At 39.5% G+C, this 25,092-nt stretch carries 24 protein-coding genes and 1 riboswitch; of the genes, 19 read left to right on the top strand and 5 right to left on the bottom strand.

Annotated features, from left to right (window positions below):
• Nucleotides 1-8 precede the first annotated feature (8 nt).
• The 6 genes from ybeY to glyS all read left to right on the top strand — a co-directional run bounded on the left by ybeY (nucleotide 9) and on the right by glyS (nucleotide 6,362).
• On the top strand, nucleotides 9-485 hold the full coding sequence (ybeY, locus tag CYK55_RS09030) for an rRNA maturation RNase YbeY (protein WP_010734960.1): 477 nt from the start codon (nucleotides 9-11) through the stop codon (nucleotides 483-485).
• Nucleotides 469-873: a diacylglycerol kinase family protein gene (locus tag CYK55_RS09025; RefSeq protein ID WP_200868949.1), complete on the top strand. Its 405-nt coding sequence runs from the start codon at nucleotides 469-471 to the stop codon at nucleotides 871-873. Before ybeY ends, CYK55_RS09025 begins: the two co-directional genes overlap by 17 nt.
• Nucleotides 874-890: 17 nt before the next feature.
• Nucleotides 891-1,790, top strand: a complete 900-nt coding sequence (gene era, locus CYK55_RS09020) for a GTPase Era (protein ID WP_010734962.1) — start codon at nucleotides 891-893, stop codon at nucleotides 1,788-1,790.
• 403 nt (nucleotides 1,791-2,193) lie between these two features.
• Nucleotides 2,194-2,997, top strand: a complete 804-nt coding sequence (gene recO / locus CYK55_RS09015; protein ID WP_019724240.1) for a DNA repair protein RecO — start codon at nucleotides 2,194-2,196, stop codon at nucleotides 2,995-2,997.
• Between the two features lie 376 nt (nucleotides 2,998-3,373).
• Nucleotides 3,374-4,291: a glycine--tRNA ligase subunit alpha gene (gene glyQ, locus CYK55_RS09010; protein WP_126134220.1), complete on the top strand. Its 918-nt coding sequence runs from the start codon at nucleotides 3,374-3,376 to the stop codon at nucleotides 4,289-4,291.
• 1 nt (nucleotide 4,292) lies between these two features.
• Nucleotides 4,293-6,362 carry a glycine--tRNA ligase subunit beta gene (gene glyS / locus CYK55_RS09005; RefSeq protein ID WP_034687344.1) on the top strand — a complete coding sequence of 690 codons (2,070 nt, stop codon included), beginning with the start codon at nucleotides 4,293-4,295 and terminating at the stop codon, nucleotides 6,360-6,362.
• 60 nt (nucleotides 6,363-6,422) lie between these two features.
• Here the strand turns inward: glyS and yidC are convergent, their stop codons facing one another.
• On the bottom strand, nucleotides 6,423-7,361 hold the full coding sequence (gene yidC, locus CYK55_RS09000; protein ID WP_034687341.1) for a membrane protein insertase YidC: 939 nt from the start codon (nucleotides 7,359-7,361) through the stop codon (nucleotides 6,423-6,425).
• Nucleotides 7,362-7,580: 219 nt separating this feature from the next.
• A complete protein-coding gene (locus tag CYK55_RS08995; protein ID WP_034687338.1) occupies nucleotides 7,581-7,856 on the bottom strand; it encodes an acylphosphatase in 276 nt (91 codons plus the stop codon).
• 108 nt (nucleotides 7,857-7,964) lie between these two features.
• On the opposite strand from CYK55_RS08995, the gene CYK55_RS08990 reads away from it, so the two are divergent.
• The 4 genes from CYK55_RS08990 to CYK55_RS08975 all read left to right on the top strand — a co-directional run bounded on the left by CYK55_RS08990 (nucleotide 7,965) and on the right by CYK55_RS08975 (nucleotide 11,701).
• Entirely contained in the window at nucleotides 7,965-8,726 is a 762-nt protein-coding gene (locus CYK55_RS08990) for a TrmH family RNA methyltransferase (RefSeq protein ID WP_126134219.1), read from the top strand.
• Nucleotides 8,727-8,849: 123 nt separating this feature from the next.
• Nucleotides 8,850-9,353 carry an HD domain-containing protein gene (locus CYK55_RS08985; RefSeq protein WP_010734969.1) on the top strand — a complete coding sequence of 168 codons (504 nt, stop codon included), beginning with the start codon at nucleotides 8,850-8,852 and terminating at the stop codon, nucleotides 9,351-9,353.
• 277 nt (nucleotides 9,354-9,630) lie between these two features.
• Nucleotides 9,631-10,287 (top strand): FusB/FusC family EF-G-binding protein, encoded by a 657-nt coding sequence (locus CYK55_RS08980; protein WP_034687562.1) that lies wholly within the window; start codon nucleotides 9,631-9,633, stop codon nucleotides 10,285-10,287.
• A 40-nt stretch (nucleotides 10,288-10,327) separates the two neighbouring features.
• A riboswitch (Fluoride riboswitch) is annotated at nucleotides 10,328-10,395 on the top strand.
• Nucleotides 10,396-10,444: 49 nt separating this feature from the next.
• The gene (locus tag CYK55_RS08975) at nucleotides 10,445-11,701 is read left to right on the top strand and encodes a voltage-gated chloride channel family protein (protein ID WP_034687333.1); all 1,257 of its coding nucleotides are present in this window, start codon (nucleotides 10,445-10,447) and stop codon (nucleotides 11,699-11,701) included.
• A 51-nt stretch (nucleotides 11,702-11,752) separates the two neighbouring features.
• Here CYK55_RS08975 and CYK55_RS08970 read toward each other — a convergent pair whose 3' ends face one another.
• On the bottom strand, nucleotides 11,753-12,955 hold the full coding sequence (locus tag CYK55_RS08970) for a YdcF family protein (protein WP_126134218.1): 1,203 nt from the start codon (nucleotides 12,953-12,955) through the stop codon (nucleotides 11,753-11,755).
• A 323-nt stretch (nucleotides 12,956-13,278) separates the two neighbouring features.
• Nucleotides 13,279-14,586, bottom strand: a complete 1,308-nt coding sequence (locus tag CYK55_RS08965; protein ID WP_126134217.1) for a serine hydrolase — start codon at nucleotides 14,584-14,586, stop codon at nucleotides 13,279-13,281.
• 476 nt (nucleotides 14,587-15,062) lie between these two features.
• Here CYK55_RS08965 and CYK55_RS08960 point away from each other — a divergent pair, with 476 nt between their 5' ends.
• From CYK55_RS08960 to CYK55_RS08920, 9 genes are all read left to right on the top strand, one after another.
• Nucleotides 15,063-16,169 (top strand): hypothetical protein, encoded by a 1,107-nt coding sequence (locus CYK55_RS08960; RefSeq protein ID WP_126134216.1) that lies wholly within the window; start codon nucleotides 15,063-15,065, stop codon nucleotides 16,167-16,169.
• A gap of 375 nt (nucleotides 16,170-16,544) precedes the next feature.
• Nucleotides 16,545-16,745 (top strand): cold-shock protein, encoded by a 201-nt coding sequence (locus CYK55_RS08955; RefSeq protein WP_005875554.1) that lies wholly within the window; start codon nucleotides 16,545-16,547, stop codon nucleotides 16,743-16,745.
• 275 nt (nucleotides 16,746-17,020) lie between these two features.
• Nucleotides 17,021-19,810, top strand: coding sequence for a helicase C-terminal domain-containing protein (locus CYK55_RS08950; protein WP_206437480.1), 2,790 nt, complete (start codon nucleotides 17,021-17,023; stop codon nucleotides 19,808-19,810).
• A 68-nt stretch (nucleotides 19,811-19,878) separates the two neighbouring features.
• Nucleotides 19,879-20,382, top strand: coding sequence for a DUF5590 domain-containing protein (locus tag CYK55_RS08945; protein ID WP_034687322.1), 504 nt, complete (start codon nucleotides 19,879-19,881; stop codon nucleotides 20,380-20,382).
• Between the two features lie 26 nt (nucleotides 20,383-20,408).
• The gene (locus tag CYK55_RS08940; RefSeq protein ID WP_034687319.1) at nucleotides 20,409-21,602 is read left to right on the top strand and encodes a pyridoxal phosphate-dependent aminotransferase; all 1,194 of its coding nucleotides are present in this window, start codon (nucleotides 20,409-20,411) and stop codon (nucleotides 21,600-21,602) included.
• A gap of 30 nt (nucleotides 21,603-21,632) precedes the next feature.
• The gene (asnS, locus tag CYK55_RS08935) at nucleotides 21,633-22,931 is read left to right on the top strand and encodes an asparagine--tRNA ligase (RefSeq protein WP_034687317.1); all 1,299 of its coding nucleotides are present in this window, start codon (nucleotides 21,633-21,635) and stop codon (nucleotides 22,929-22,931) included.
• 159 nt (nucleotides 22,932-23,090) lie between these two features.
• Nucleotides 23,091-23,726, top strand: a complete 636-nt coding sequence (locus CYK55_RS08930; protein ID WP_126134214.1) for an SGNH/GDSL hydrolase family protein — start codon at nucleotides 23,091-23,093, stop codon at nucleotides 23,724-23,726.
• Complete coding sequence (locus CYK55_RS08925) at nucleotides 23,723-24,067, top strand: hypothetical protein (protein ID WP_034687313.1); 345 nt, start codon at nucleotides 23,723-23,725, stop codon at nucleotides 24,065-24,067. The genes CYK55_RS08930 and CYK55_RS08925 overlap by 4 nt, the downstream gene beginning before the upstream one ends.
• Nucleotides 24,068-24,100: 33 nt before the next feature.
• Entirely contained in the window at nucleotides 24,101-24,460 is a 360-nt protein-coding gene (locus CYK55_RS08920; protein ID WP_034687310.1) for a YccF domain-containing protein, read from the top strand.
• Between the two features lie 70 nt (nucleotides 24,461-24,530).
• Here the strand turns inward: CYK55_RS08920 and CYK55_RS08915 are convergent, their stop codons facing one another.
• Nucleotides 24,531-25,073, bottom strand: coding sequence for a hypothetical protein (locus CYK55_RS08915; RefSeq protein WP_241234768.1), 543 nt, complete (start codon nucleotides 25,071-25,073; stop codon nucleotides 24,531-24,533).
• Between the last annotated feature and the right edge of the window lie 19 nt (nucleotides 25,074-25,092).

Below are 25,092 nucleotides of genomic sequence, written 5' to 3'. Positions count from 1 at the left end.
GATGACTAATGGATATTACATTTATCGATGAAACAAACACTGTATCTGAAACGAAAATCAAAGAAATTGAAGAATTGCTTCAATTTGCGGCAAAAAAACTTTCTTTATCAGATGAGACGGAAATGTCGGTGACCTTCATGGATAATCCGTCTATCCAAGAAATCAATCGTACGTACCGTGGCAAAGACGCACCAACAGATGTGATCAGTTTTGCGTTAGAAGATGAAGGTGAAGACGAGATCCCAGTGATTTTTGAAGAGGACGATGAGCCAATGCCTCGTGTATTGGGAGATATCATGATCTCAATCGATCGGGCAAAAGAACAAGCTGAAGAATATGGTCACTCCTATGATCGCGAACTAGGCTTCTTAGCCGTCCATGGATTTTTACACATCAACGGCTACGACCATATGACACCTGAAGATGAAGCGGAAATGTTTGGCTTACAGAAAGAGATTTTAGATGCTTATGGACTTAAAAGATAAAAGAGAAGAACAAAAAGTAGATAAAAACAAACATTTTTTGATGTCCCTGGAGTTTGCTTTACAAGGAGTCAAAACCGTTTTTGATGAAGAACGAAATATGAAGAAACATGTGGCTCTTGGGATCATTGCTCTGATCATGGGGTTCATCTTTCAATTGGATCGAATGGAGTGGCTATGGTTGCTCCTTTCAGTCTTTCTCGTATGGATCGTCGAAATCATGAACACTGTGTTTGAGAATGTAGTGGATATGTTCACAGACTTCCATTTTCATCCCATTGGAAAAAAAATCAAAGATATGGCAGCTGGGGCAGTGTTAATGACTGCTTGCTTTGCTGTAATCGTTGGGATCATCTTATTTGGTCCAAAAATCTATCAACTGTTTTTTTAATTAAAAGGAGAGTAATTATGTCAGAACATAAATCTGGATTTGTAGCAATCGTCGGACGACCAAATGTTGGTAAATCGACGTTGCTCAATCGGATCGTTGGTCAAAAAATCGCGATCATGAGTGATAAAGCGCAAACGACAAGAAATAAGATCCAAGGAGTATATACGACTCCTGAAGCACAATTGATCTTTATTGATACACCAGGAATCCATAAACCCAAACATCGTTTAGGCGATTTTATGGTAGAAACAGCTTATAGTGCCTTACGTGAAGTCGATGCAGTATTGTTCATGATCAGCGCCGATCAAAAAAGAGGAAAAGGCGACGATTTCATTATCGAACGCTTGAAAAATGTCCAATCACCGGTGTATTTAGTGATCAATAAGATCGACAAAGTCCACCCAGATGAGTTGTTAGGAATCATTGAAGATTATTCCTCGCAAATGGAGTTTGCTCAAGTTGTTCCAATCTCTGCGACAGAAGGAAACAATGTCGAACGTTTGATGGAGGTCTTAGTGGACGAAATGCCTGAAGGCCCTCAATATTTCCCAGACGATCAAGTCACTGACCATCCGGAGTATTTTATCGTTTCTGAATTAATCCGGGAAAAAGTCTTGTTTTTGACACGAGATGAAGTACCCCATTCAGTCGCAGTAGTCATCGATACGATGAAACGTAATGAGAATAATAAAATCCATATCCAAGCTACGATCATCGTGGAGCGTGATAGTCAAAAAGGGATCATTATCGGTAAGGGCGGTAAGATGCTGAAAGACATTGGAACAAAAGCACGAAGAGACATTGAAAATCTATTAGGAGACAAAGTCTTTCTAGAACTCTGGGTCAAAGTCCAAAAAGACTGGCGAGACAAACGAGTCTATTTACAAGACTTTGGTTATCGTCAAGACGAGTATTAAACAAGGTTGTGAGAAAGCCGGTCAGCTCCGAATAGTAAGGCGGAACGTGGGAAAATAGCTTTCCATATTTTTTCACGTTTCGAGTTACTATTGACGGAGCTGTCTTTCGAACACCGTTTATCATAGGTAGTGAAAGAAGCGGTCAGTACTGAGTAATAAGTCAGGAAAATCGAAAATGGCTTTTTCATTTTTGATTTTATTGGCTTGTTATTGAAGAGTTGCTCTTGAACACCGGTTATCCAGTTATAGAAGTTAGAGGACAACTAAGTCATGGAAGCAATGAAGCGTCTGGAATCAAAGTAATAGTTACTTTTGTCTCGACTTCACGGATGCTCGAATGGCTTTTTCCTTCTTTTCGATATATAAAGAAGCAATCTACGTTAAAGTCAGAGGAGGGGTGACGATGAGTCAGCTTGCAGAATCAAAAGGAATCATCCTTTCTAGTCGCAACTATAAGGAAAAAGATAAATTAGTCAAGATATTTACAGAATCGGCCGGAAAAATGATGTTTTATGTCAAGGGGATCCATCGTCAAAATCAACCGATTGCACCCGCATTGTTGCCTTTTACGGAAGCAATTTATATTGGTCATTTTCATAATGAAGGTTTGTCCTTTGTGAACAGTGTAAAAGATGTCCACTCGTTTCGTAAGATACAAGAAGATATTTTTCTTAGCGGTTACGGGACTTATTTGTTGAACTTAGTGGATGCGGCAATCGAGGATCGGCAATATGATCCGAATCTATTTCAATTTACACACCAAGCTTTGCAACGCATGGATCAAGGAGATGACCCAGAGATCATTACGAATATTTTTGAGATCCAATTATTGCAACGTTTTGGGATCTCTCCGGTTTGGACCCACTGTGCAGTGTGTGGAAAGACGCAAGGAAAATTTGATTATTCATCCAAGTATGGTGGCGTCTTATGTGAAAATCACTGGGAGTTAGATCATCATCGGTATCACGCGGACCCACGTGCAGTTCACTTCGTGCGGCTCTTCTCAGCAATCTCGTATGATCGCATCAGCGGGATCGACCTCAAAGAAGAAACCAAACAAAAGATTCGCCAATTGATTGATCTGTTATATGAAGAATACGTGGGCATCCATTTGAAAAGTAAAAAGTTTATTGATCAAATGAAAAGTTGGGAACATATCATGAAACCGACCAATGAGGCAACGAAGGAAAATCCTGCAGAAGAATAAAAAATCATTTGAAATAATGTTTTTTTTTCAAAAATATTTGACAAAGTACTTGGTTAACGTCTATTATAAAGCCTAGATAGTAACTATTGTTTTTTCAATAGACGAATGTCATTTATGAAGGGATATTCAATAATCACATACGTACGATGATCAAGATCAGTAGAAAATCAAGTGGCACAAGCGAGTTCGGGAGAGTGTGAGCCGAATGCTAACGGTTTTTGAAGAGGCACTTGTGAGTACGATCAACGAAGCTGCCGAGTCGCTCGGAAGTAGGGTGGAACCGCGAAGATATTCGTCCCTATGTTTGTTTACGCAAACATAGGGACTTTTTTTGGTACTATTTTTGATTCTTGGTTAAGATGAGAGGGGTAATTATATGAGTAAGAAGCAAACAATTCAAGAAATGATTTTGACATTACAAAAATTTTGGTCATCGAACGGTTGTATGCTGATGCAAGCATACGATACAGAAAAAGGGGCAGGTACAATGAGCCCTTACACGTTTTTACGAGCAATCGGTCCAGAACCTTGGAATGCCGCTTACGTTGAGCCATCACGTCGGCCAGCTGATGGTCGTTATGGTGAGAATCCTAACCGGTTATATCAACATCATCAATTCCAAGTGGTGATGAAGCCATCACCAGAAAATATCCAAGAACTTTACTTGGAAAGCTTGCGTTTGTTAGGGATCGATCCGTTGGAACATGATATCCGCTTTGTTGAGGACAACTGGGAAAATCCTTCGATGGGGTGTGCCGGTGTTGGTTGGGAAGTCTGGTTAGATGGCATGGAAATCACGCAATTTACGTACTTCCAACAAGTCGGCGGTTTGCCATGTAAACCAGTCACATCAGAAATCACTTATGGATTAGAGCGCTTAGCTTCTTATATCCAAGAAGTGGAAAGTGTGTATGATCTTGAATGGTCAGCAGGTGTCAAATATGGCGAGATCTTCAAACAGCCTGAATACGAACACTCAAAATATTCATTTGAAGTGAGTGATCAAGAATTATTATTAAGTAATTTTGATCGCTTTGAAAAAGAAGCGAAACGTTGTATTGAAGAAAATCTGGTCCATCCAGCATATGATTACATTTTAAAATGTAGTCACACCTTCAATTTATTAGATGCTCGTGGTGCAGTATCTGTGACTGAACGTGCTGGCTACTTGGCTCGCATTCGTAACATGGCGAAATCTGTGGCGAAAATCTTTGTTGCAGAACGTGAAAAACTTGGATTCCCATTGCTGAATGATCAATCAGAAAATCCAACGACTGTTAAGGAAGGTGAATAAGATGGCAAAGGACTTATTATTAGAAATTGGTTTGGAAGAAATGCCAGCGCATGTTGTGACACCAAGCATGAAACAATTAGAAGAAAAAACAGTAGCGTTTTTAACGGACAATCAATTGACCTACGAGGCACTCGAAACATTCTCGACTCCGAGACGTTTGGCGATCAAAGTAACAAATGTGCCAGAACGTCAGGCTGACAGTGAAGAAGAAGTGAAAGGTCCAGCAAAAAAAATCGCATTAGATGCTGAAGGCAACTGGTCTAAAGCAGCTCAAGGATTTGTTCGTGGGCAAGGATTGACGACAGACGATATCACCTTCCGAGAAATCAAAGGTGTGGAATATGTTTATGTGACGAAATATACTCAAGGTAAACCGGCAATCGAAGTCTTGACAGGATTGATCGATGTTATTAAAAGCATGACATTCCCTGTGACAATGCACTGGTCTTCCTTTGACTTTGAATATATTCGCCCCATTCATTGGATCGTGGCACTATTTGGAGAAGAAGTGATCCCGTTTGAATTTTTGGATGTGAAAACTGGACGTACTTCTCGTGGGCATCGTTTCTTAGGTGAAGATGTGACAGTTGCTCATCCAGCAGAATATGAAGAAAAGCTATCTGAACAATTTGTAGTTGCTTCGCCACAAAAGAGAAGAGCAATGATCATGGAACAAGCGACTCAATTATCAACAAAAAATGATTGGCACATCGATTTTGATGAAGACCTACTTGAAGAAGTCAATAATCTAGTGGAGTATCCAACTGTCTTTGCTGGTGATTTTGAAGAAAAATATCTATCTGTACCGGAAGAAGTACTCGTGACTTCCATGAAGGAACACCAACGTTATTTTGATGTACGAAATGCTGAAGGCCAGCTATTACCACATTTTATTGCTGTGCGAAATGGCGATCGTGTGAAGCTGGATAATGTCATTCGTGGGAACCAAAAAGTACTGACTGCGCGTTTAGAAGATGCGGAATTCTTTTACAATGAGGATAAAAAATTCCCAATCGAACATTATGTCAATAAGTTGAAATCAGTGACTTTCCATGAAAAGATCGGTAGTATTTATGAAAAAATGCAACGTGTGCAAGTGATTGCATCTGTTATCGGTAAATCTGTCGGTTTATCGGGGGAAGAACGAGATGCATTACAACGTGCCGGCGAAATCTATAAATTTGACCTAGTGACGAACATGGTTGGAGAATTTCCAGAACTTCAAGGAATCATGGGTGAAAAATATGCGTTGTTGCATGGAGAAGATCCAGCAGTTGCGACAGCGATCCGTGAACATTATTTACCGATCGCTAGTGAAGGTGAATTGCCAGAAACGACGATTGGTGCAGTCTTAGCCATTGCCGATAAATTAGATAGTATTTTCTCTTTCTTCACTGTAGGGATGGTGCCAAGTGGTTCAAACGACCCTTACGCATTACGTCGTCAAGCATATGGGATCGTTCGGATCATTGAAGCAAAACAATGGGCTTTCCCATTGGCACAATTACAACAAGAAGTGAATGTTGCAATCAATGAAAATCAAGAGCGTTTCGGGTTAGCTTTCGTTCAAGGAACTGATGTGATCGACTTTATCAAAGGACGTTTACGCCAACGATTGATGACAAAAGCCATTCGCCACGATGTGATCGATGCTGTCTTGAATGCGAAGGAAAGTAATTTGACAACCGTTTTTGCAGCTGCACGTCTGTTGAAGGAACGTTTGCAAGATGAAAACTTCAAACCATCGATGGAAGCTTTGACGCGTGTGATGAACCTAGCGAAAAAAGCCGAAGGAACAACGAATGAGATTGATCCAAGCTTGTTTGAAAATGAAGCAGAGCAAGCATTGTATGAAGCAGTTGAGAAAGTGAAAGCTCAGTTTGCGGAACGTACACTTAAAGAGAACTATGAGCAATTAGTCAGCTTAAGACCAGTTATCGATCAGTATTTTGATCAAACGATGGTCATGGTCGAAGATGAAGTTGTCCGTAATAACCGTTTAGCACAGTTGCAACAAATTGCTGACATGGCATTAAGTATTGCTAGTCTGGATCAAATCATTACAAAATAAAAATGATCAAGTGAAAGCTTGAAACGAAAAAAGGTTTGGGATGCGAACATCCCAAACCTTTTATTTTTTACGTTGCTGTTTACCGGCATTTCGACCGTTAGCATTTTTCTTGGTGGCTTGTGTATTGATTTTTTTTGTTGTTTTCGTTGTTTGTTCAGGTGTCACATCTTTGCGAGGTGTCACGACTTGTTTCGGTGGATTTTGTTTCAATTCTTCTGCGACCTGAGCTTTTAATCGTGGCTTCATGATCACATTGGTGATAAATGTTTGTAGACAACTAAAGATACCACCGACTACCCAGTAAAGGGTCACTCCTGCAGGCGCACTGATTGACATAAAGACGATCATCGCAGGTGAAACGATCAACATAGTGCGCATGGTTTTTTTCTGTTCTTCAGGAATACCGATCGTTGAGATATACCCTTGGATAAGGTAAGCAATCCCGGCAATCGCAACTAAGAGCAAACTTGGATTCCCTAAATCGATGCCATAAAAAGTCGATTCACGGATACCTTCTGTATAGCGAGCAGTGAAGTACAGCGCTGAGAAGATCGGCATTTGGATCAATAAAGGTAAACAACCGATTCCTCCTGTCATACTTAACCCATTTTCGCGATACACTTGTTGCATCTCTGCTTGTGCAGCCATTTGTTCTTCACGTGTCGTCGCCGCTTTTAGTTTTTCTTGGGCGGCACTGACCTGAGGTTTCAATGCTTGCATTTTTTCAGATTGGATCATTGTCTTTTTCGATTGACTAATTCCTAAAGGTAAAATGATGATTCGGACGATCACAGTCATCAAGATAACAGCCCAACCGTATGACCAGTTGAAATTCTGCACGAGATATGTAATCGCTTGTCCCATAGGTTGTACTAATACGCGATAGACGATTCCAGATGTATCAGGGTTTCCTTCAGCATCCATTCTGACACAACCAGATAAGAAAAGTAAGAGTGTTACAAGACCAGAACCTAGTAACCAATTTTTCCATTTATTCATAAAATACTTCCTCTATTAAAATTTTTACACAAGCTTAACTATACTAAAAATATGAGAATAATTCAATGAACTTCATAGAAAATTCAAATAATTGCCTGAAGTTTAGCCGATCATGCGAGGGACAGGGAAGAGCACATAAAAGAACAGAGAATTGAAACGACCATCTTCCAGTAGATGGCAACAACGACTTTCTTCATATGTGCTTTCAAGAAGAAACATTTAGCCAATCACATCAAATTTCTTTCGTTCTTCCATCATCGGATGTTCTTGCAAGTCGACATATTGGACACGACCACTGGGACTAGGTGATTGCTTGACTTCTTTGATGAACTGATCGATGGTTTCCTCCTCACCAGCGGCTTCGATCGTCACCGAACCATCTTCTTCGTTTTTAACTGTTCCTGTCACACCCAATTGATCAGCGACTATTTTTGTCATATAACGAAAACCTACACCTTGGACACGCCCTTGAACATTCATTTTAACTTTTTTCATTTGAAGCACCACTCTTTCCTCTATTTGATAAATTTATGATAACGATTTTTTATAAAACTAACAAGCCCAACGATTGATTCCATGCTATAATGAAGTGAGGTGGAAAACGTGAAAAAAATTCAATCAGCAAAAAATCCTAGAATCAAAGAAATAAAAAAATTACATAAAAAGAAGCACCGCGAAGAAGTACAGGAGTACCTGCTTGAAGGGTTTCACTTGATCGAAGAAGCTGTGAATGCCAAAGTCATACCTAAAGAGATTTTTTTGACAGAACGAGGCTGGTCAGAATGGGGGACATGGGTCGAACAACACGCATTGGATTGCTTTTTAGTCACTGATGAGGTGATGGCGGTGATCTCTGATCTACCAACACCACAAGGAATCGTGGCAGTGATGCCGCTAGAAGTTAGCCAGGTGTCAATAGATACAGGGGGCTGGTTGCTTTTAGACAATGTCCAAGATCCTGGAAATGTCGGAACGATGATCCGAACAGCAGATGCGTTTGGTTTAGCAGGTGTGATCTTAGGGAAAGGCTCAGCTGATATTTATAGCACCAAAGTTTTAAGAAGTATGCAGGGAAGCAATTACCATTTACCAGTTATCTCACAAGAGTTAGACACGTTCATTCCTGAATTGAAAGAAAAAGGATTTGCGATATACGGAACAGAACTCAATGAAGAAGCTGTTTCTCTTCCAACCGTCGTACCAACAAAAAATTATACGATCATTATGGGAAATGAAGGGCAAGGTGTGCGATCAGAATTATTGGCGCTAACTGATAAAAATATCTATATCCCAATGAATGGCCATGCCGAGTCATTGAATGTCGGCGTAGCTACAGGCATATTGTTGTACCATCTTTCTTCTTGATTAAGGAACTATTAAGCTTTTTGGATTTTTAATCAACCTCACTAGAATATTCCGAATATGAATGATATACTATGTACAATTTCAACGATAAATGAAATTCAAAAAGGTGGCAGATCGAAAATTATGACAGAAAAATGGCGTGAAGACGAAGAATACATGTCTTATATCGAAGATCTATTAGAAACAGAAGCAGTACAAAAATTAGCTGATTATATCCAACATGTACATTCGACAAGATTGGAACACTCGATCAGTGTTTCTTATTACAGTTACAAATTAGCAAAAAAATGGGGTGGAGATGCAAGAGCCACTGCACGTGCAGGACTTTTACATGACCTATTCTATTATGACTGGCGTACAACAAAATTTGATGAAGGCACACATGCGTATGTGCATCCTAGGATCGCTGTGAAAAATGCAGAAAAGATTACTGAACTTTCTGATTTAGAGCGCGACATCATCTTGAAACATATGTGGGGGGCAACGATCGCTCCACCAAAATACAAAGAAAGCTATATTGTGACATTTGTTGATAAGTATTGTGCAGTGAAAGAAGCGGCGCAACCAGTAACGGATACAATGAAACAAAAATGGCAACGATATTTTGGAAAAGAACAGTCGATCTAACTATTTGACCAGCTGAACGGAAACAGTCGAAGGTCCCGATCATGGGAAACCTTTGACTGTTTTTTTGTGCGAAAGTAGTTGACGAAATAAGATTTATAAGGTTAACTCTTTAATAGGTGAATGTACATAGATGAAAAAAGCATAAGGGGGGTGATGAGATGCGATATGTATCTTATTTAGCAGAGTTCAAGGACTTCAGTTATTAAGCTTACTTTGTTGAAGGACTCTTTTTTCTTCAAAGTAGCTACTTTTGAAAGAAGAAAGGACTCAAAAAATCATGGAAACAACAATCAAAACGTATCAATATTTCTTTATCAAACGAGAAATCGAGCAACTCTTAAATGTCTATCATTCAGTGAATGATAAAAAAACTGTCGCAACCGTTCAAGCATTAGCCACAGAACGAATCAATGAGGTAGTAGAAAATGATCCACAAGTAACTGCCTTACTTGCACCATTTGTGAAGCAAGTTATGGACACAAACTTGAAAAAAGAAAAAGCGACAGAATTGCTCGAACGTTTAAAAGAACATGTTGCGCCATTCAAGCAACCATCAAAAATCCAAGTGGAAAAAATATTCCGAAAAGTGAAAAAGTTGAAACAACCAGATTGGCAAACATTGGATCTTAAAGAGCATACTTATGTGGGCTGGAATGATCCAGGAACACAGAAGAAATATCTGCTTTATTATGCAGATGAGCGGCTACAAGGTGTCCATGGCACACTTTCTCCAACGATCATCAAAGGAGTATGCGCGATTTGTCATAAGACTTCGAGTGTTTCGATGTTTCTTTCTACGACAAAGTCAGGATCAGATGGCACGTATACTAAAAAAGGAAATTACATTTGTCATGATAGTGATCAGTGCAATCAACAACTAGTAAAGCTAGCACCATTTTATGAATTTACAGACATCGTGAAGAAAGAAAAATAGCGCCATTGTTTTTCTTGAGAATGTATGATAAAATTTTTGTAAATGAATAGGTGATGGTGTTCGCCTTTAAATGTCGATCGATAGATGACTAATGACGCCTACTAAAAATCGGGGAATCCGTTTTTAGTAGGCTTTTTTTGTGGGGAGGAATAGAAAAATGGATCAACGGTTAATTAGTCCATTCAAAATAGGGACATATATGGTGAAATGGTTAGTGATCACTGCTTGTTTAGGCATACTAATGGGAGGACTTTCCGCTTTTTTTCTAAATAGCTTGACCGTGGTGACGAATTTACGAGAAGCACATACTTGGTTATTGTATCTATTACCAGTCAGTGGGGCATTATTTGCTTTTCTTTATCAACGATACGGCGGAAATGCCAGTCGTGGGAATAATCTGGTTATCGATCAAGGGAATGGTGGGGAAGAAAAAATCCCACTCCGATTGATTCCTTTAACGCTTTTCGGTACGATCACGACGCATCTCTTTGGCGGTTCTGTCGGTCGAGAAGGAACAGCAGTCCAAATGGGTGGCGCTTTAGCTGAAAATCTAGCAAGGGGATTAAAATTGAGTCCTATCGAGCGAGAGGTGCTGGTCATCAGTGGAATCAGTGCAGGATTTAGTTCAGTGTTTGGGACACCTTTAGCAGGCACATTGTTTGGACTTGAAGTACTAGCAATTGGAAAGATGCGAACAGAAGCAATCTTTCCCAGTTTTTTTGCTGCTTTATTTGCTAACTTCGTAACGGAAAGCATTGGCGTCACACATATCCATTATAAGATGGGGGAAATTCCAGGGTGGAGTCCTGCACTCTTTGGCAAACTGATGGTGGCGGGTATCGCTTTTGGGATTATTGGTTGGGTTTTTAGTCGGTCCATCGTCTTTTTGAAAAAGTGGTATCTAAAATGGTTCAAACATCCAATCACTAGAAATTTTATAGGTGGAGGAATTGTCGTAGTTGCGGCACTGATTTTACAAACACAACGCTACTTAGGTCTTAGCTTGCCTTTATTGCAAGATGCGTTTGCCGGAAAGGCACACGCCTATGATTTTATCGGTAAGTTAGGATTTACTGTCCTTTCTCTAGGCGCTGGCTATCAAGGTGGGGAAGTGACCCCTTTGTTTGAGATTGGCGCAACTCTAGGGGCAACTTTAGCGCCGATCTTGCATGTTTCGATTCCTTTTCTAGCTGCATTAGGATTTATCGGTGTATTTTCTGGAGCGACGAATACACCAATTGCATGTTTTGTCATGGGCATCGAATTATTTGGAGGAGAAGCAGCTAGTTTCTTTTTTATGATTTGTTTGATCAGTTTCATGTGTTCGGGAAATAACGGAATCTATTCCGCACAAAAAGTAATGATCAAAAAAGGGATTTTATTTTTACCAATGAAAAAAGATCAGAGAGAATAGTTTACTGATTGAAAGAAAAAAAGAAGTTGCATGAATCGCAACTTCTTTTTTTTAGACAATAAGTGTGATCAAAGCTAATAATCCAGTCAGGCCAAGGATGATACCACATACGATCATGTGACGTTTTTTATGTAACATCAAGATCGCGATATATTCTCTAAGAAAAGCATTCGGCAAATAATAAAAGGCTGTTTTTGCACCAATGCCATTGGCTTTTAACTGTGCTTGCTTCGCAAAGAGTCCTGCACGGAAAATGTGGTAATTGTTTGAACTGAAAATCGCACGATAAGCGCCACCGCCAGATTCACGATCCATCAATTCTTTGGAGAAACGCATATTTTCTAAAGTGGTTGTTGAATTTGTTTCAACTAAAATGTCCCGCTCCGGAATCCCTTTTTCTAAGGCATAGTTTTTCATGGCAATTGCTTCTGGTAATTTTTCGTCTGCACCTTGACCACCAGACATCAAAAGAATCGGTGGATTGAGCGTAGCATGACTCTGAGCCCAATAAAAAGCAATTGCTTTGTCGATCCGTTTGGCTAGGAGAGGAGAAACACGTTCCCCGTTAATCAGGCCTGCGCCTAACACAATAATATAATTCTGGTTATAACGTGGTCGGTTGAACTGATATAAGAAAGAGACAGTCATAAAATTATAGAAGACAATAAACAGATAAATCAAGATGACTGCTATACCAGAAAGAAGAACATTGATCCACGCTGGTAAGTAGTTGATTAAAAATACAGTGGCGATTAAATATAGCGTTAAGGCAATCCCTAGCAGTAAAGTCAAAAGATTAGCTAGTGAACGTGATTCTCTTTTTAAGACGATGATGCCATTCCAAATGAGAAAAACGACTAAAATATATATACCAAATAGTAAAATCAATAAAGCTGGTACTGCAATCAAAGCAAAAATCCCACCAATAAAGATATTCTGCGTCTCAAAAAGTAAGAGTAATAAATAAGCGCCAAAACTAATCAAAAATAAATTGAAGATTAAACCATTCAGTAGTCGCCTTTTTTCGGTAAAGTAAAAAAAAGCAAAGATACTGAAAAAAGCGAGAGGGATCAAGAAATAAAAACTCGCATAAAAAATCTCTAATACAATGAAGTACGTAAGCATCATTGTAAATGTCCAAGTACCACAATAAAAGAATAGCGCGGGATCTTTTTGTTTCCTGCGCCAGATGATGATCCCAACCATCCCTATGATATAGAGAATCGAAAAAATCAAATCTCTTGTTAAATTCATAATACCAACTCCTTTTTCTAATCGTGGAGTCATCACTGCGAATGAAAAGGAAACAGCTGATTAGCAGACTAGTGATGATTATTCAAGTGTTACTCGCCCCTCATAGACCAACCCTACAAGTAACAATCTACCATCTACAGTATAACGAAAAATTTGCAAAAATGCTTTTATAAATAGAGAAAAAATAGAAAATACATTTATTTTCTGTAAGCATCAGAAAAATACCCAAACAGTAAAGGTTGGTGGCGTCTCGTCGATTCGTGAAGAAGAGCCAGCATTTACTGCTTGGGTAAGTAGTGGGTTTAACTATTTGGAATTTTTATTTAGAATAGATTACTGAAAAAATTAGTGACATTGCGCCAGCCAATCACAAAGATATTAGCTTTTTCAACCGAACTAGCAGTGATGATATCTGTGCTTGGAGAGGCACCATCTTCTAAGTAACCTAATTGATCATCGGCTAAAGTGATAGTGGCTGTGCCAACCTTTGTGCCTCTAACGATCGGTGCTTCAAGTTCATTATCTTTTACTTTTGTCTCATCGATCTTAGGTGTGATCGTCAATTGACCCGTATCCATATCATTTCTGACCCAGACACTGACTGGGCTTTTTAATACGACATTGACAGAAGTTTCTTTTCCGTTTTTCACATCGATCGATTTGAGTGAAGGAATGCTTGCGTTTGCTTTGCCGATTTCTTTGACTGACCAGTTATCATAGCAATAATCCATCAAGCGAGCCGTCTCGGTGAACCGAACGCTTGGGTTTTGCTCATGACCTTCAGCATTCAATATGACTGTAATGATGCGTTTGCCGTCTCGTTCGATGGTACCGACAAAACAAGCACCAGCAAAATCAGTTGTTCCAGTTTTTAGCCCATCAACGCCTTCTTTGAAGTTGATAAAACCAGGAAGCATCCAATTCCAATTGACCATTTCAACCGGGGATTGTGTGTTTTCGCCAAACATTTTTGTTGTAGTGCTCGTCACTTCTAGTACCTCAGGAAAATCGAGTAACAGGTGACGTGCGATGATCGCTACGTCTTTTGCGGACATTTGATTTTCCTCTGCTTCGCCAGTGCCTTCTGGACGATTTGCACCGAGGTAAACATTGTTTAATCCAGAAACATTGACGATCGTTGCATTTTCAATGCCCCATTCTTTTAACTGGTCATTCATGACAGTCAGAAATGCTGTTTCACTACCAGAGATCTTTTCAGCTAAAGCGACCATTGATGCGTTGGCTGATTGGATAAAGGCAGAGTCAAAAAGTTCTTTTACAGTATAGGTATTCTCCTTATGTAAGGGAACATTCGATAAATTAGGTGCAATGCTTAATGTTTCAGCATAATCGGAGATGGCCACTTCATCATCCCAGGATAATTTTCCTTCTTTGACTTGGTCGAGTACGATGTACAACCCGATGATTTTTGAGATTGACGCGATCCCCATTGTTTTTTCTCCGTCTTGGTCGTATAAAATTTTTCCACTTGTTGCGTCCACAGCAAATGCTGCTTGGGAATTCACAGAAAATGCTTCATCTGCCTGTACGGATAAAGTTGGCACGAATGATCCTAACGTCAAAAGAAGCGTTGCCAACAGTAAAGCGAAATATTTTTTCTTAGTGCCCATGTCCAATCTCCTTGTTTTCTAATTTGATTTGCTACAAATTAAAATTTTATCAGAGAGTGTGCGTAGTTTCAATCTTTCTGAAAAAAACTTTAGATAAACCAAACGAACACAAGAGGATAGTTAGCGTTGATTCTTTTTGACTCGTACAGGTTGAGCCTCGGGTTCATTTAGACGAAAGGCAGTGAATACAAGTAGAGCAGTCATACATAGTAAACTAAATATCATCAATAATTGCATAAAAACACCTCGATTTCTACTTTTCTTTATGTTATCAGTTAGGTATGAATAATTTCGCTGTGAAATGTAACGAATCATTGATGAAATTTTGAAGAATAGTTGAAGAAAACAATCCTTAGTCAGAGATGATATTGTAAACGTTTTTTTGTCTAGGGACCATTTTGTTTTATGGATAAAAATGGTTGTGGTAGACTTTAGTTAGTAGTATTGAAGAAATGATTTTTAGGAGGGGTACGTTTATGGCGAAAAAGGATAGAGAGTTACTGTCACAACTGACTTCAAAAGGTGTCAAAGGACCATTTATTACTATTATGCTAAACACTCACGTTGCACATCAAGATGTGGAAAAAGATCAGATCAAATTCAAGAACTTTGCAAAAGAAGCAAAAAAACGTTTTGAAAAGAAATATGCGGAGCATGATTGGTCGAATTTTCAAAAAAAAATCGATCAACTACTAGAAGATGCTTCATTTTGGCGCAGTGCCACTGCGAGTGTCGCGGTGATTTTGTCTCCTGAAAGTACGATTGTTCATCGTTTGAGCATTGCAGTAGATGATCAATATTATGTAAGTGACCTACCTTATTTATTAGCGATCATTAAAAATGGACATTTTAACTACTCTTATTATTTACTGGGATTGAATCGTGATTCAATGAAGCTTTACGAAGTAAGCAACAAACAAGTAAAAGAAGTTGATCTACCCGAAGGAGCACCTACAGATGTGGTGACAGCTTTAGGATCTGAGTTGACAGGTGGAGGTATCAACTACTCGTCAAATGGTAGTGAAGGCTCAACATTCCATGGGGTGAATCCTAAAGACGAAGAAGTTGAAATTGACTGGATCAATTATTATCAAGCGGTCGATGAATTTCTTAAAGACAGCTTGGATAATCCTGAAAAATGGCCTGTGTACTTGTATGCTTTACCTGAAAATCAAACAATGTTCAAAAAAGTGGCGAAAAACCCTTATTACCGTTCAGATGTTGCGATCTCAGCTTCACCTGCCCAATTATCTTTAAAAGATATCGAAGCAGGTGCGAAGAAACTTTCGGATGAACTGGCAGCGAAGGAAGCAAGTAGCTACAATCAATTGTTAGATAAAAAATTCTTGGATCAACTAGTGGACATCGTGCCAGCAGCGAAAGAGGGAAAGATTTCTCACTTATTTATCGCAACCTCTAATCTAGCTGACGGATTTGGTGAAGACCCAGAAACAGAGTACGACCGTCGACAAGTGTTGAATCAACTAGCTGACGACGTGATCACCAATGGTGGACAAGTCTTTATCTTGGATCAAAAAGATGCGCCTGACGAAAAGAGTTTGACCGCGATATTGCGTTATTAGTCTCTAGGAACAGTACCTAGAAACGATTGATCATCCATTTAATAAGAGAGAAAAAGTCATGCAGATCATTTATATGATTGCTTGGCTTTTTCTTATTTCTAAGGGGGAAAGATCAGAAAATCAGCAGGTTGAAAAGTGAATTTTTTTTAAGCACAAATTAAAAACGTTCGTTTTTTTTGGAGAAATAAGCAAAAGAATGAAAAAAAAATAAAAAAATATCAAAATTTACTAGCTAAACTGTAATTAATGTGCTACAATAACTATGTAGTTTTTGTTCGGTAATCTTGGTAGTTTGTTTCAAATAAACATCTTCCAGATATTCACCATTCAAGTAATTGCAAAATATGTGTTTGATACACAAGGAGGATTTTTATTATGGAAACAGGTACAGTGAAATGGTTTAACTCAGAAAAAGGTTTCGGTTTCATTACAGCAGAAAATGGCAACGATGTATTCGTTCATTTCTCAGCTATCCAAGGTGATGGATTCAAAACTTTAGAAGAAGGCCAAACAGTAAACTTTGATGTTGAAGAAGGTCAACGTGGCCCTCAAGCAACTAACGTTGTTAAAGCTTAATTAACCCACTACTAAATAAAAGCTCAGTCTGCTAATCCCTAGCGGTCTGGGCTTTTTTGTGTTTTTTTTCATATGCTCTGATTCTCTACACCTAAGAACATCGCCTAGCATGGTTGGATGAGTGATAACGAAGAAGGAGGGGAGTGAATTTACTGTTTCTCTCAGTAGCAAATATGACAACAGATGTATGCTTTAGGTTGATTTCCTAAGAATTTTCAAGTGATTTGTAGTATAATTTCAAAAGAAGACTAGAGGGAAGAGAAGAGGAAGATATGTTGAAACCGAAAACCTATGCAGTCGTCGATATTGAAACGACTGGGACAAATCCAAAAGAAGATCGCATTATCCAATTTGGATGTGTCATGATCGAAGATGGGCGGATCACCTCTCGTTATTCGATGGATATCAACCCTGGGCGAAAAATCTCCAAACAGATCCAGCATTTAACAGGGATCACCAATCAACGTGTCCATCGTTCACCCTATTTTGAAGATGTAGCACAAACGATTTACAACCTTCTAGCGGATACCATCTTCGTGGCGCATAATATTTATTTTGATTATCAGTTTTTGAACCATGAATTGACTCGCTGTGGCGTACCTAAATTAAATATTCCGGGAATCGATACAGTCGAGTTGGCCCAGATATTTTTGCCGACCGAACCGAGCTTTCGTTTAGCTGATTTGTCAGAAAGTCTGGGTTTTATCCACGATAATCCCCATCAGGCAGATAGTGATGCGGAAGTGACAGCACAGTTGCTCTTGCTGATTGAAGAACGGATGCGTCAGTTACCTTTAGTGACGCTTGAACAGATCGTGAAACTGAGCAATCATACAGGGATGGATACCAGATTATTCATCGAACAAATCACCAACGAACTGAGAAAGCAGCCACCACCTTTATCAGATGAACTGGAAATCATCGAGGGAATCGCCTTACAAAAAAAAGAAGTCGAACTATTTTCAGAAGTTTACTATGGCCATAAAGATTATCCAAGAAAAAAACAAGCGAAAGAAAAAATATTTGGAAAAACGTTGATGTATCGTAAAGAACAAAATCGTCTGATGAATGTTGTCTACGATCATTTTACCAAAGATGAATCAAAAAATTTGATGATCGAAGCAGCGACTGGTATGGGCAAGACGATTGGCTATCTATTGCCTCTTAGCTATCTGGCCACACCGGAGAAGCCGGCAGTGATCAGTACGGTATCGCTTGTTTTACAAGAGCAGATCATGGAAAAAGATATTCCTTTGTTGAATCAATTATTCGACCAACCGATCCAAGCGACGATTATCAAAAGCTACCGCCATTATCTCGATTTGCAACGATTTAAAGCCACACTCCTTGAGCCAAAGGAGCAAAAACAATATGCACTCTATCAAATGACAGTTCTTGTCTGGCTGACGCAGACAAAAACAGGAGATTTAGATGAGTTACATCTAACGAATTTGAATCATGCTTTTTTTGCAGATGTTTCGCATCGCGGGCTTGACTTTTTAGCGAAAAAACAAGCGTTCTATGAACAAGATTTTATTCGATTTTTGCATCGACAAATCAAGCAAAGTAACTTCTTGATCGTCAACCATGCTTTTTTAGTCCAAGAAACACAAAGAAAGCTGCCGTTGTTGCCTAAAAGTCCTTATTTATTGATCGATGAAGCGCATCATTTGCCTGAGATTGCTGAAAAAGTCAATGATCGACGATTCAGTTTGAGCTATTTTAACAAGGAAGTACAATTATTCGAAGAACCTGATCGTTTGTTCGATCGCTTCAAAGGCTATCTTCCAGCCAATCATGAGGGCCAGCGCTGGCTTGATATCTACAAAGAAGAGTTGTCTGCGCTTCGTGAGGCACAGCTTTGTTTAGCTGAAGGTTTACTTGAGATCATACCTCAACAAAAAAGACAAACTTACGCCGAAGAAGTCATGATCACAAAAGAGGACTTGGATAATTTATCTTTTGAAGCAAGTACAGCCATTGACCATCTTCATCTTTTTTACCAAGAAATAAAGGAATTGCAGTACAGGATCCGTTCAGGCTTAGAGGTGCTTCAAGAAAGTTGGACAAAGCGAATGCGTGTCGATCTTGCAAGTTTGTATACTTTGTTTGATCGTTTAAATCAACAAGCAAGTTTTATGGAAGAGTGGTTGGAGAATTGGCAAGAAAGTTTAGTCCATTGGTTTGTTCCGGGTGTCACCCCTCAGCAGACAATGTTCCATCTCCACGATTTCACTGCCGCACTGATTCCCAATACAGTTTGGTATCAGCGCTATGAACGGATTTTATATATAGGAGGGACATTGAAAGTGGGGCCAGATCGCCAATATTTGGCGAAACGATTAGGAATTGAAGGGGCTCCGCTGAAAGTCATTGCCTCTCCTTATGATTATGAAAAACAAGCACGGATCTTCGTACCAAAAGAAGCACCAGAGATCAATCAATTAAGTGGTACAGCGTATGTCGACTATCTAACGGATGTGTTATACCAGTTGATCAGACAAGAAAAAAGACCGATCCTGGTTTTGTTTACTTCTCATGATGTTTTACAAAAGGTGTATCAACGAATGCATTTGACAATGCTTGAACAAGGAAGAGAGATTTTAGCTCAAGGGATCGGTGGCAGTCGTGAGAAACTATTGAAACGTTTTGTTCTTTCTGATATGAGCGTGCTATTCGGTGCAGATAGTTTTTGGGAAGGCGTCGACCTGCCAGGAGATGCGTTACAACTAGTCGTCATTACGCGGCTGCCATTCGATCATCCAAAACGTCCAATGGTCAAAGCGAGAAATGCATATTTGGAATCGGAAGGCATCAACCCTTTTTACCAAGAATCCTTACCAAAGGCAGCACTGAAGGTCAGACAAGCTTTAGGTCGCTTGATTCGTTCGGAAACGGACAAAGGTGTTTTGCTGATTTTAGATCGACGTTTGGTGACCGCAAAATATGGCGCGAGGATCATTCATGCCTTGCCTAAAAAGATGCCTGTCCAAGAGGCGCCTTTTGAACAAATTTGTAACGATATCCATGATTTCTTAAACAAAAACGAAGAAATTAAGCCATAATCGAGGACTATTTTCACCTCGAAATCTGTTATAATGGACATCAATGAAAAAAGAAGGAGCGACAGTCCTTGAAGAATCAGATAAACAAAGAACATACGATCAATCGCATCTTGCTGGGCTTGATCATCGCTTTATTAGCAGTAATCGTGATCAGCACTATTTTTTATCTGCGTGCGACACGCCCAATGACGCAAGCGAAACAAGAGGCGACAAAACTAGCTGAACAATATGCAAATCTTGAGGAAGTGGACCAATTCTATTGGTTTACTCGGGAAGCCACTTATTTTTCATTAACAGGCCAAAACGATAAAGGACAAGATATTGCAGTAATCATACCTAAATCGGGTGAGCGTGTGAAAGTATTAGAACAAAAAGCAGGCTTGACCGAAGAAGCTGCCCGACAAGAAATCAGCAAACAGCATCCCGATCAACAAGTGGAAAAAGCTTCTTTAGGGATGTACAAAGAGGAACCGGTATGGGAAGTCATTACCAAAACATCAGATGACCAGTTGAATTATTATTTACTTTCTTTTAAAACGGGAGAGGAAGTCAAAGTCATTAGCGGGGTATAGAAAAGACGGATGAAAGGATAGATTGGATGAAACAGTCAAAAAGAGTGGAACGCTTAGAGCCTTCCATAACACTAGCAACTGCAGCAAAAGCAAAGGCACTGAAAGCACAAGGGAAAGACATTATCAGTTTGACCGTAGGAGAACCTGATTTTGCTACACCTGAAAATATCCAAGAAGCAGCGATCGCAGCCATCAAGAATGGAAAAGCAAGCTATTATACGCCAACAGCGGGTATTCCAGAATTAAGACAGGCAATCGTTTCGTATCTGGAAACCTATTATGGCTTGACTTACGATGCTTCTCAGACGATTGTGACAGACGGGGCGAAATTTGCTCTCTATGCCTTATTCCAAACAATCCTAGATCCAAAAGATGAAGTCATCATTCCAGTACCTTATTGGGTAAGCTATGGTGAACAAGTCAAGTTAGCAGAAGGTGTCCCTGTTTTTGTCACTGGTCAAGAAGTCAATGATTTCAAAGTGACCCTCGAACAATTGGAACAAGCACGTTCTTCCAAGACAAAAGCAGTCATCATCAACTCTCCTTCTAATCCGACAGGGATGATCTACACAAAAGAAGAACTACAAGTTATAGGTGAATGGGCAGTAAAAAACGATATTTTAATAGTTGCTGATGATATTTATGGCCGATTAGTTTATAATGACAATGAGTTTACTCCAATTGCAACGATTTCAAAAGCAATACGTGAACAGACGATAATCATCAACGGTGTATCAAAAACCTATGCAATGACAGGCTGGCGTATCGGATATGCAGTCGGCGATCAAAAAATCATTGATGGGATGATTGCGATTGCGTCACAATCAACTAGTAACCCAACTGCAGTCAGTCAATATGCGGCTGTCGAAGCATTACAAGGGGAACAAGATACCGTTGAAGAGATGCGCAAAGCATTTGAAGAACGTCTAGACATCGTATTTCCGCTTGTTGCTGATTTGCCCGGGGTGTCGGTCAAAAGACCACAAGGCGCATTTTACTTGTTTCCGAATGTGAAAGAAACGTTAGCGATATGTGGCTATGAACAAGTGACGCCGTGGGTCGAAGATTTACTAGAAGAAGCAGGGGTTGCTCTGGTTACAGGTGAAGGTTTCGGCGCACCGGAAAATGTTCGTTTGAGTTATGCGGCGAATCTAGCAACGTTAGAAGAAGGAATCCGACGAATCCAACGTTTTATTGAGAGTAAAAGTCAAAACGAATAGAAATTATTATAGGACAAAGGAGAATTTTACGTGGAACAAATTCAAATCATCGATTCAAAAAAACATGTAGGCGAAACAGTAACGATCGGTGCTTGGGTCGCTAATAAGCGTTCAAGTGGGAAAATCGCCTTTTTACAATTACGAGATGGGACAGCATTCTTCCAAGGAGTTGTCGTAAAAAGCGAAGTGCCTGAGGAAGTTTTCCAAATGGCAAAAAATCTTTCTCAAGAAACATCGATCCTTGTGACAGGTGAGATTCGTGAAGATAGCCGTTCTAAATTTGGCTATGAGATCGGGATCACGAACATTGAAGTAGTGAGTGAAAGTCATGATTATCCAATCACACCAAAAGAACATGGAACAGATTTCTTGATGGATCATCGTCATTTATGGTTACGCTCTTCTCGCCAACATGCAGTGATGCAGATTCGAAATGAAATCATCCGTGCAACCTACGAATTTTTCAACAACAACCAATTTGTTAAAATCGATCCACCGATCTTGACTGGCTCTGCTCCAGAAGGAACCACCGATCTATTTGAGACGAACTACTTTGATCAAAAAGCATATCTGTCACAAAGTGGTCAATTGTATATGGAAGCTGCTGCAATGGCATTTGGTAAAGTATTTTCATTTGGACCAACTTTCCGTGCTGAAAAATCAAAAACACGTCGTCATTTGATCGAATTTTGGATGATCGAACCTGAAATGGCGTTCACGCATCAAGAAGAAAGCTTAGAAGTACAAGAACAATACGTTGCTTTCTTAGTTCAAAGTGTATTAGATAACTGCGAGTATGCTTTAGATGTCTTAGAACGTGATAAAGAAAAATTAAAAACTTATACTAAATTACCTTTCCCACGTATCACATATGATGATGCCATCGAGCTATTGAAGAAAAATGGCTTTGACGATATCGAGTGGGGCGATGATTTCGGTTCACCACACGAAACGTTCATTGCGAATTCGTTTGAACAACCTGTCTTTATCTTGAACTATCCAAAAGCGATCAAACCATTCTACATGAAACCACATCCAACAAGAGAAGATGTCGTGATTTGTGCAGATATGATCGCACCTGAAGGATATGGCGAGATCATCGGCGGAAGTGAACGTGCGACTGACTATGATTTCTTACTTGAACAAATCAAGAATCATGGCTTAGACGAAAAAGAATACTCATGGTACTTAGATCTACGTAAATACGGATCTGTTCCACATTCTGGTTTCGGCTTAGGCTTAGAACGTACAGTGACTTGGATCTCAGGGATCGATCATGTACGTGAAGCCATTCCATTCCCACGTTTGTTAAATCGTATTTACCCATAAAAAATAAGACGCGTTCCACGAAAATCGTTCATCGCATTTTCGTGGAACGCATTTTTTTAAGAAGTTGTTATAAAATCACTATTGTTCCAATTCCTTCTTTCTTTGGCTAGATGTGTGTGGGATAATAACATAAAAGTGGCATAGAAAGTAGGATGTGTGATGGAACAACGACTTTTATTCATTGGTGACAGTATCACAGATGCGGGTAGAGGAACTGGCGATCTCGGTCATGGCTATGCACTGTTAACAGCAGCAAAATTGGCTGCGAGTGATCCAGAAAACACGTGGACATTTGTCAATCGCGGAATTGGCGGAAATAAGTTAGCGGACCTTAAGAAGCGCTGGCAAGCAGACTGCATCGATTTGAAACCGGATATCGTTTCGATTTTGATCGGTATCAATGATACATGGCACAATGTAGGCGAGCCTGCAGCATTTGCGACAAAAGAATCTTTTGCGCGTTTTGAAGCAGATTATCGGTATTTACTTGGTCGTTTAGTGGAAAGTGACATCAAAAAAATCGTCTTGATGGAACCATTTGTTTTGCCCGAGCCTGACGATCGGAGAAGTTGGCGTAGTGATCTTGATCCAAAGATCCACTTGATTCGTCAAATAGCAAAAGAGTATCAAGCAGTTTTTGTCCCGTTAGATGGAACGTTGAATTCTTTAGGCATTTCATATGGCTATGAGAAATACACAGGGGATGATGGTGTCCATCCGACACTACTGGGTCATGAAACGATCGCCAATATTTGGATAGAAACGGTCAAAAAAAGAAAAGAGTGGTTTGAATGATCATTCGTCCAGCAACCGAAGCAGATCTACCAATGATCAATACGTTGATCAGGCAACAAGCAAATCGATTCTTGGAGGAACTAACGTTGCCAGATATAAACGATCCATTGAATATATCGTTTATAGCAGCACACGATGACGCAGAAAAACAAATGATTTTCGCTTTTGGACAAGCGAGACAAATCGAAACGACTGAAGCAGATCAGCAAGCATGTGAACTAGTTCAAACGATTTTTGCAGCAGTCGATCAAGAAAGAACAGTAGCCGCTCAGTTTATAGAGCTGTGGTTATTAGAAGCAAAAAAACGTAAAATCAAGAGAGTCGATTTCAATGTTTTTTAACGTAAGGCTCTTATTAGAATGGAGAAAGAAACAATGAGTTGTATTGGAAATATTATTTGGTTTATTTTTGGTGGTTTACTCGGAGGACTTAGTTGGGCGGCAGCAGGTGTATTATGGTGTATCACAATTGTTGGTATTCCGGTCGGGCTACAATGTTTCAAACTAGCTTCTTTATCGTTTGCACCCTTTGGAAAAGAAGTCATTTATACAAACAATGGCGTGTCTTTGATCGTCAATATCATTTGGTTGATCGTGTCAGGGTTGCCGATTGCTTTAGGTCATGTCATCAGTGGGATTTTACTTTGTATCACGATCATTGGTATTCCTTTCGCAAAGCAATCCTTCAAACTAGCACGCCTAGCGTTGATGCCATTTGGGGCAGAAATCGTTTAAATAGTCACTAATATAAAAGTAACTCTCTTGTACAGTTGGTTGTCTGTCCAAAGAGTTACTTTTTTTACACTTAGCGAGTGATATCTGTATGTTTTTTAGGTATTTGCTTACTCAAAAAATGCGCTTTGTTGGTTGTGTCTACTACGCGATGATTAAAATTCGCTGGTATAAGGGACGTTTGTGTTGGAGAAGTTGGAAGTGGCACGTCTGTGGCATTATTTTTAGAGGTCTGTCTATCAGAAAACATCCTATCTTTGACTGTTCCCCCAAACCGCTGACTCTTGACTTTTACTTTTTGGCGAAAGCCCTCTTTTAATGGTTGGTCCGTTCCATCGATGATTGCGTTGATGTGAGCATCCAATGGTTTCAATCGTCTGGAATTATCATAAAAAAAATGATAATAATAAGGTGCGACCTCGATGGATTGATTTTTTACAAATTTTTTAGGTGTTTTAGGATCTTCGTAGACTTTCAATAACCTTGTATTAATAGAGTAAGAGGGAATGATGACAAAGCTAGTTGGATCATCCTCTCTTAAATTTTCAATGATGGGCTGAACATCTCTTTTTTTCCCATCATCATAGTCAATCGTATGTTTAAAAGAGTGCTTCAAGTCATTTTTTTCTCTGTTT

Origin of the sequence: Enterococcus mundtii, assembly GCF_003957375.1 — a bacterium.
Taxonomy (GTDB): domain Bacteria; phylum Bacillota; class Bacilli; order Lactobacillales; family Enterococcaceae; genus Enterococcus_B; species Enterococcus_B spodopteracolus.
This window is presented reverse-complemented; position numbering and strand designations above follow the sequence as displayed.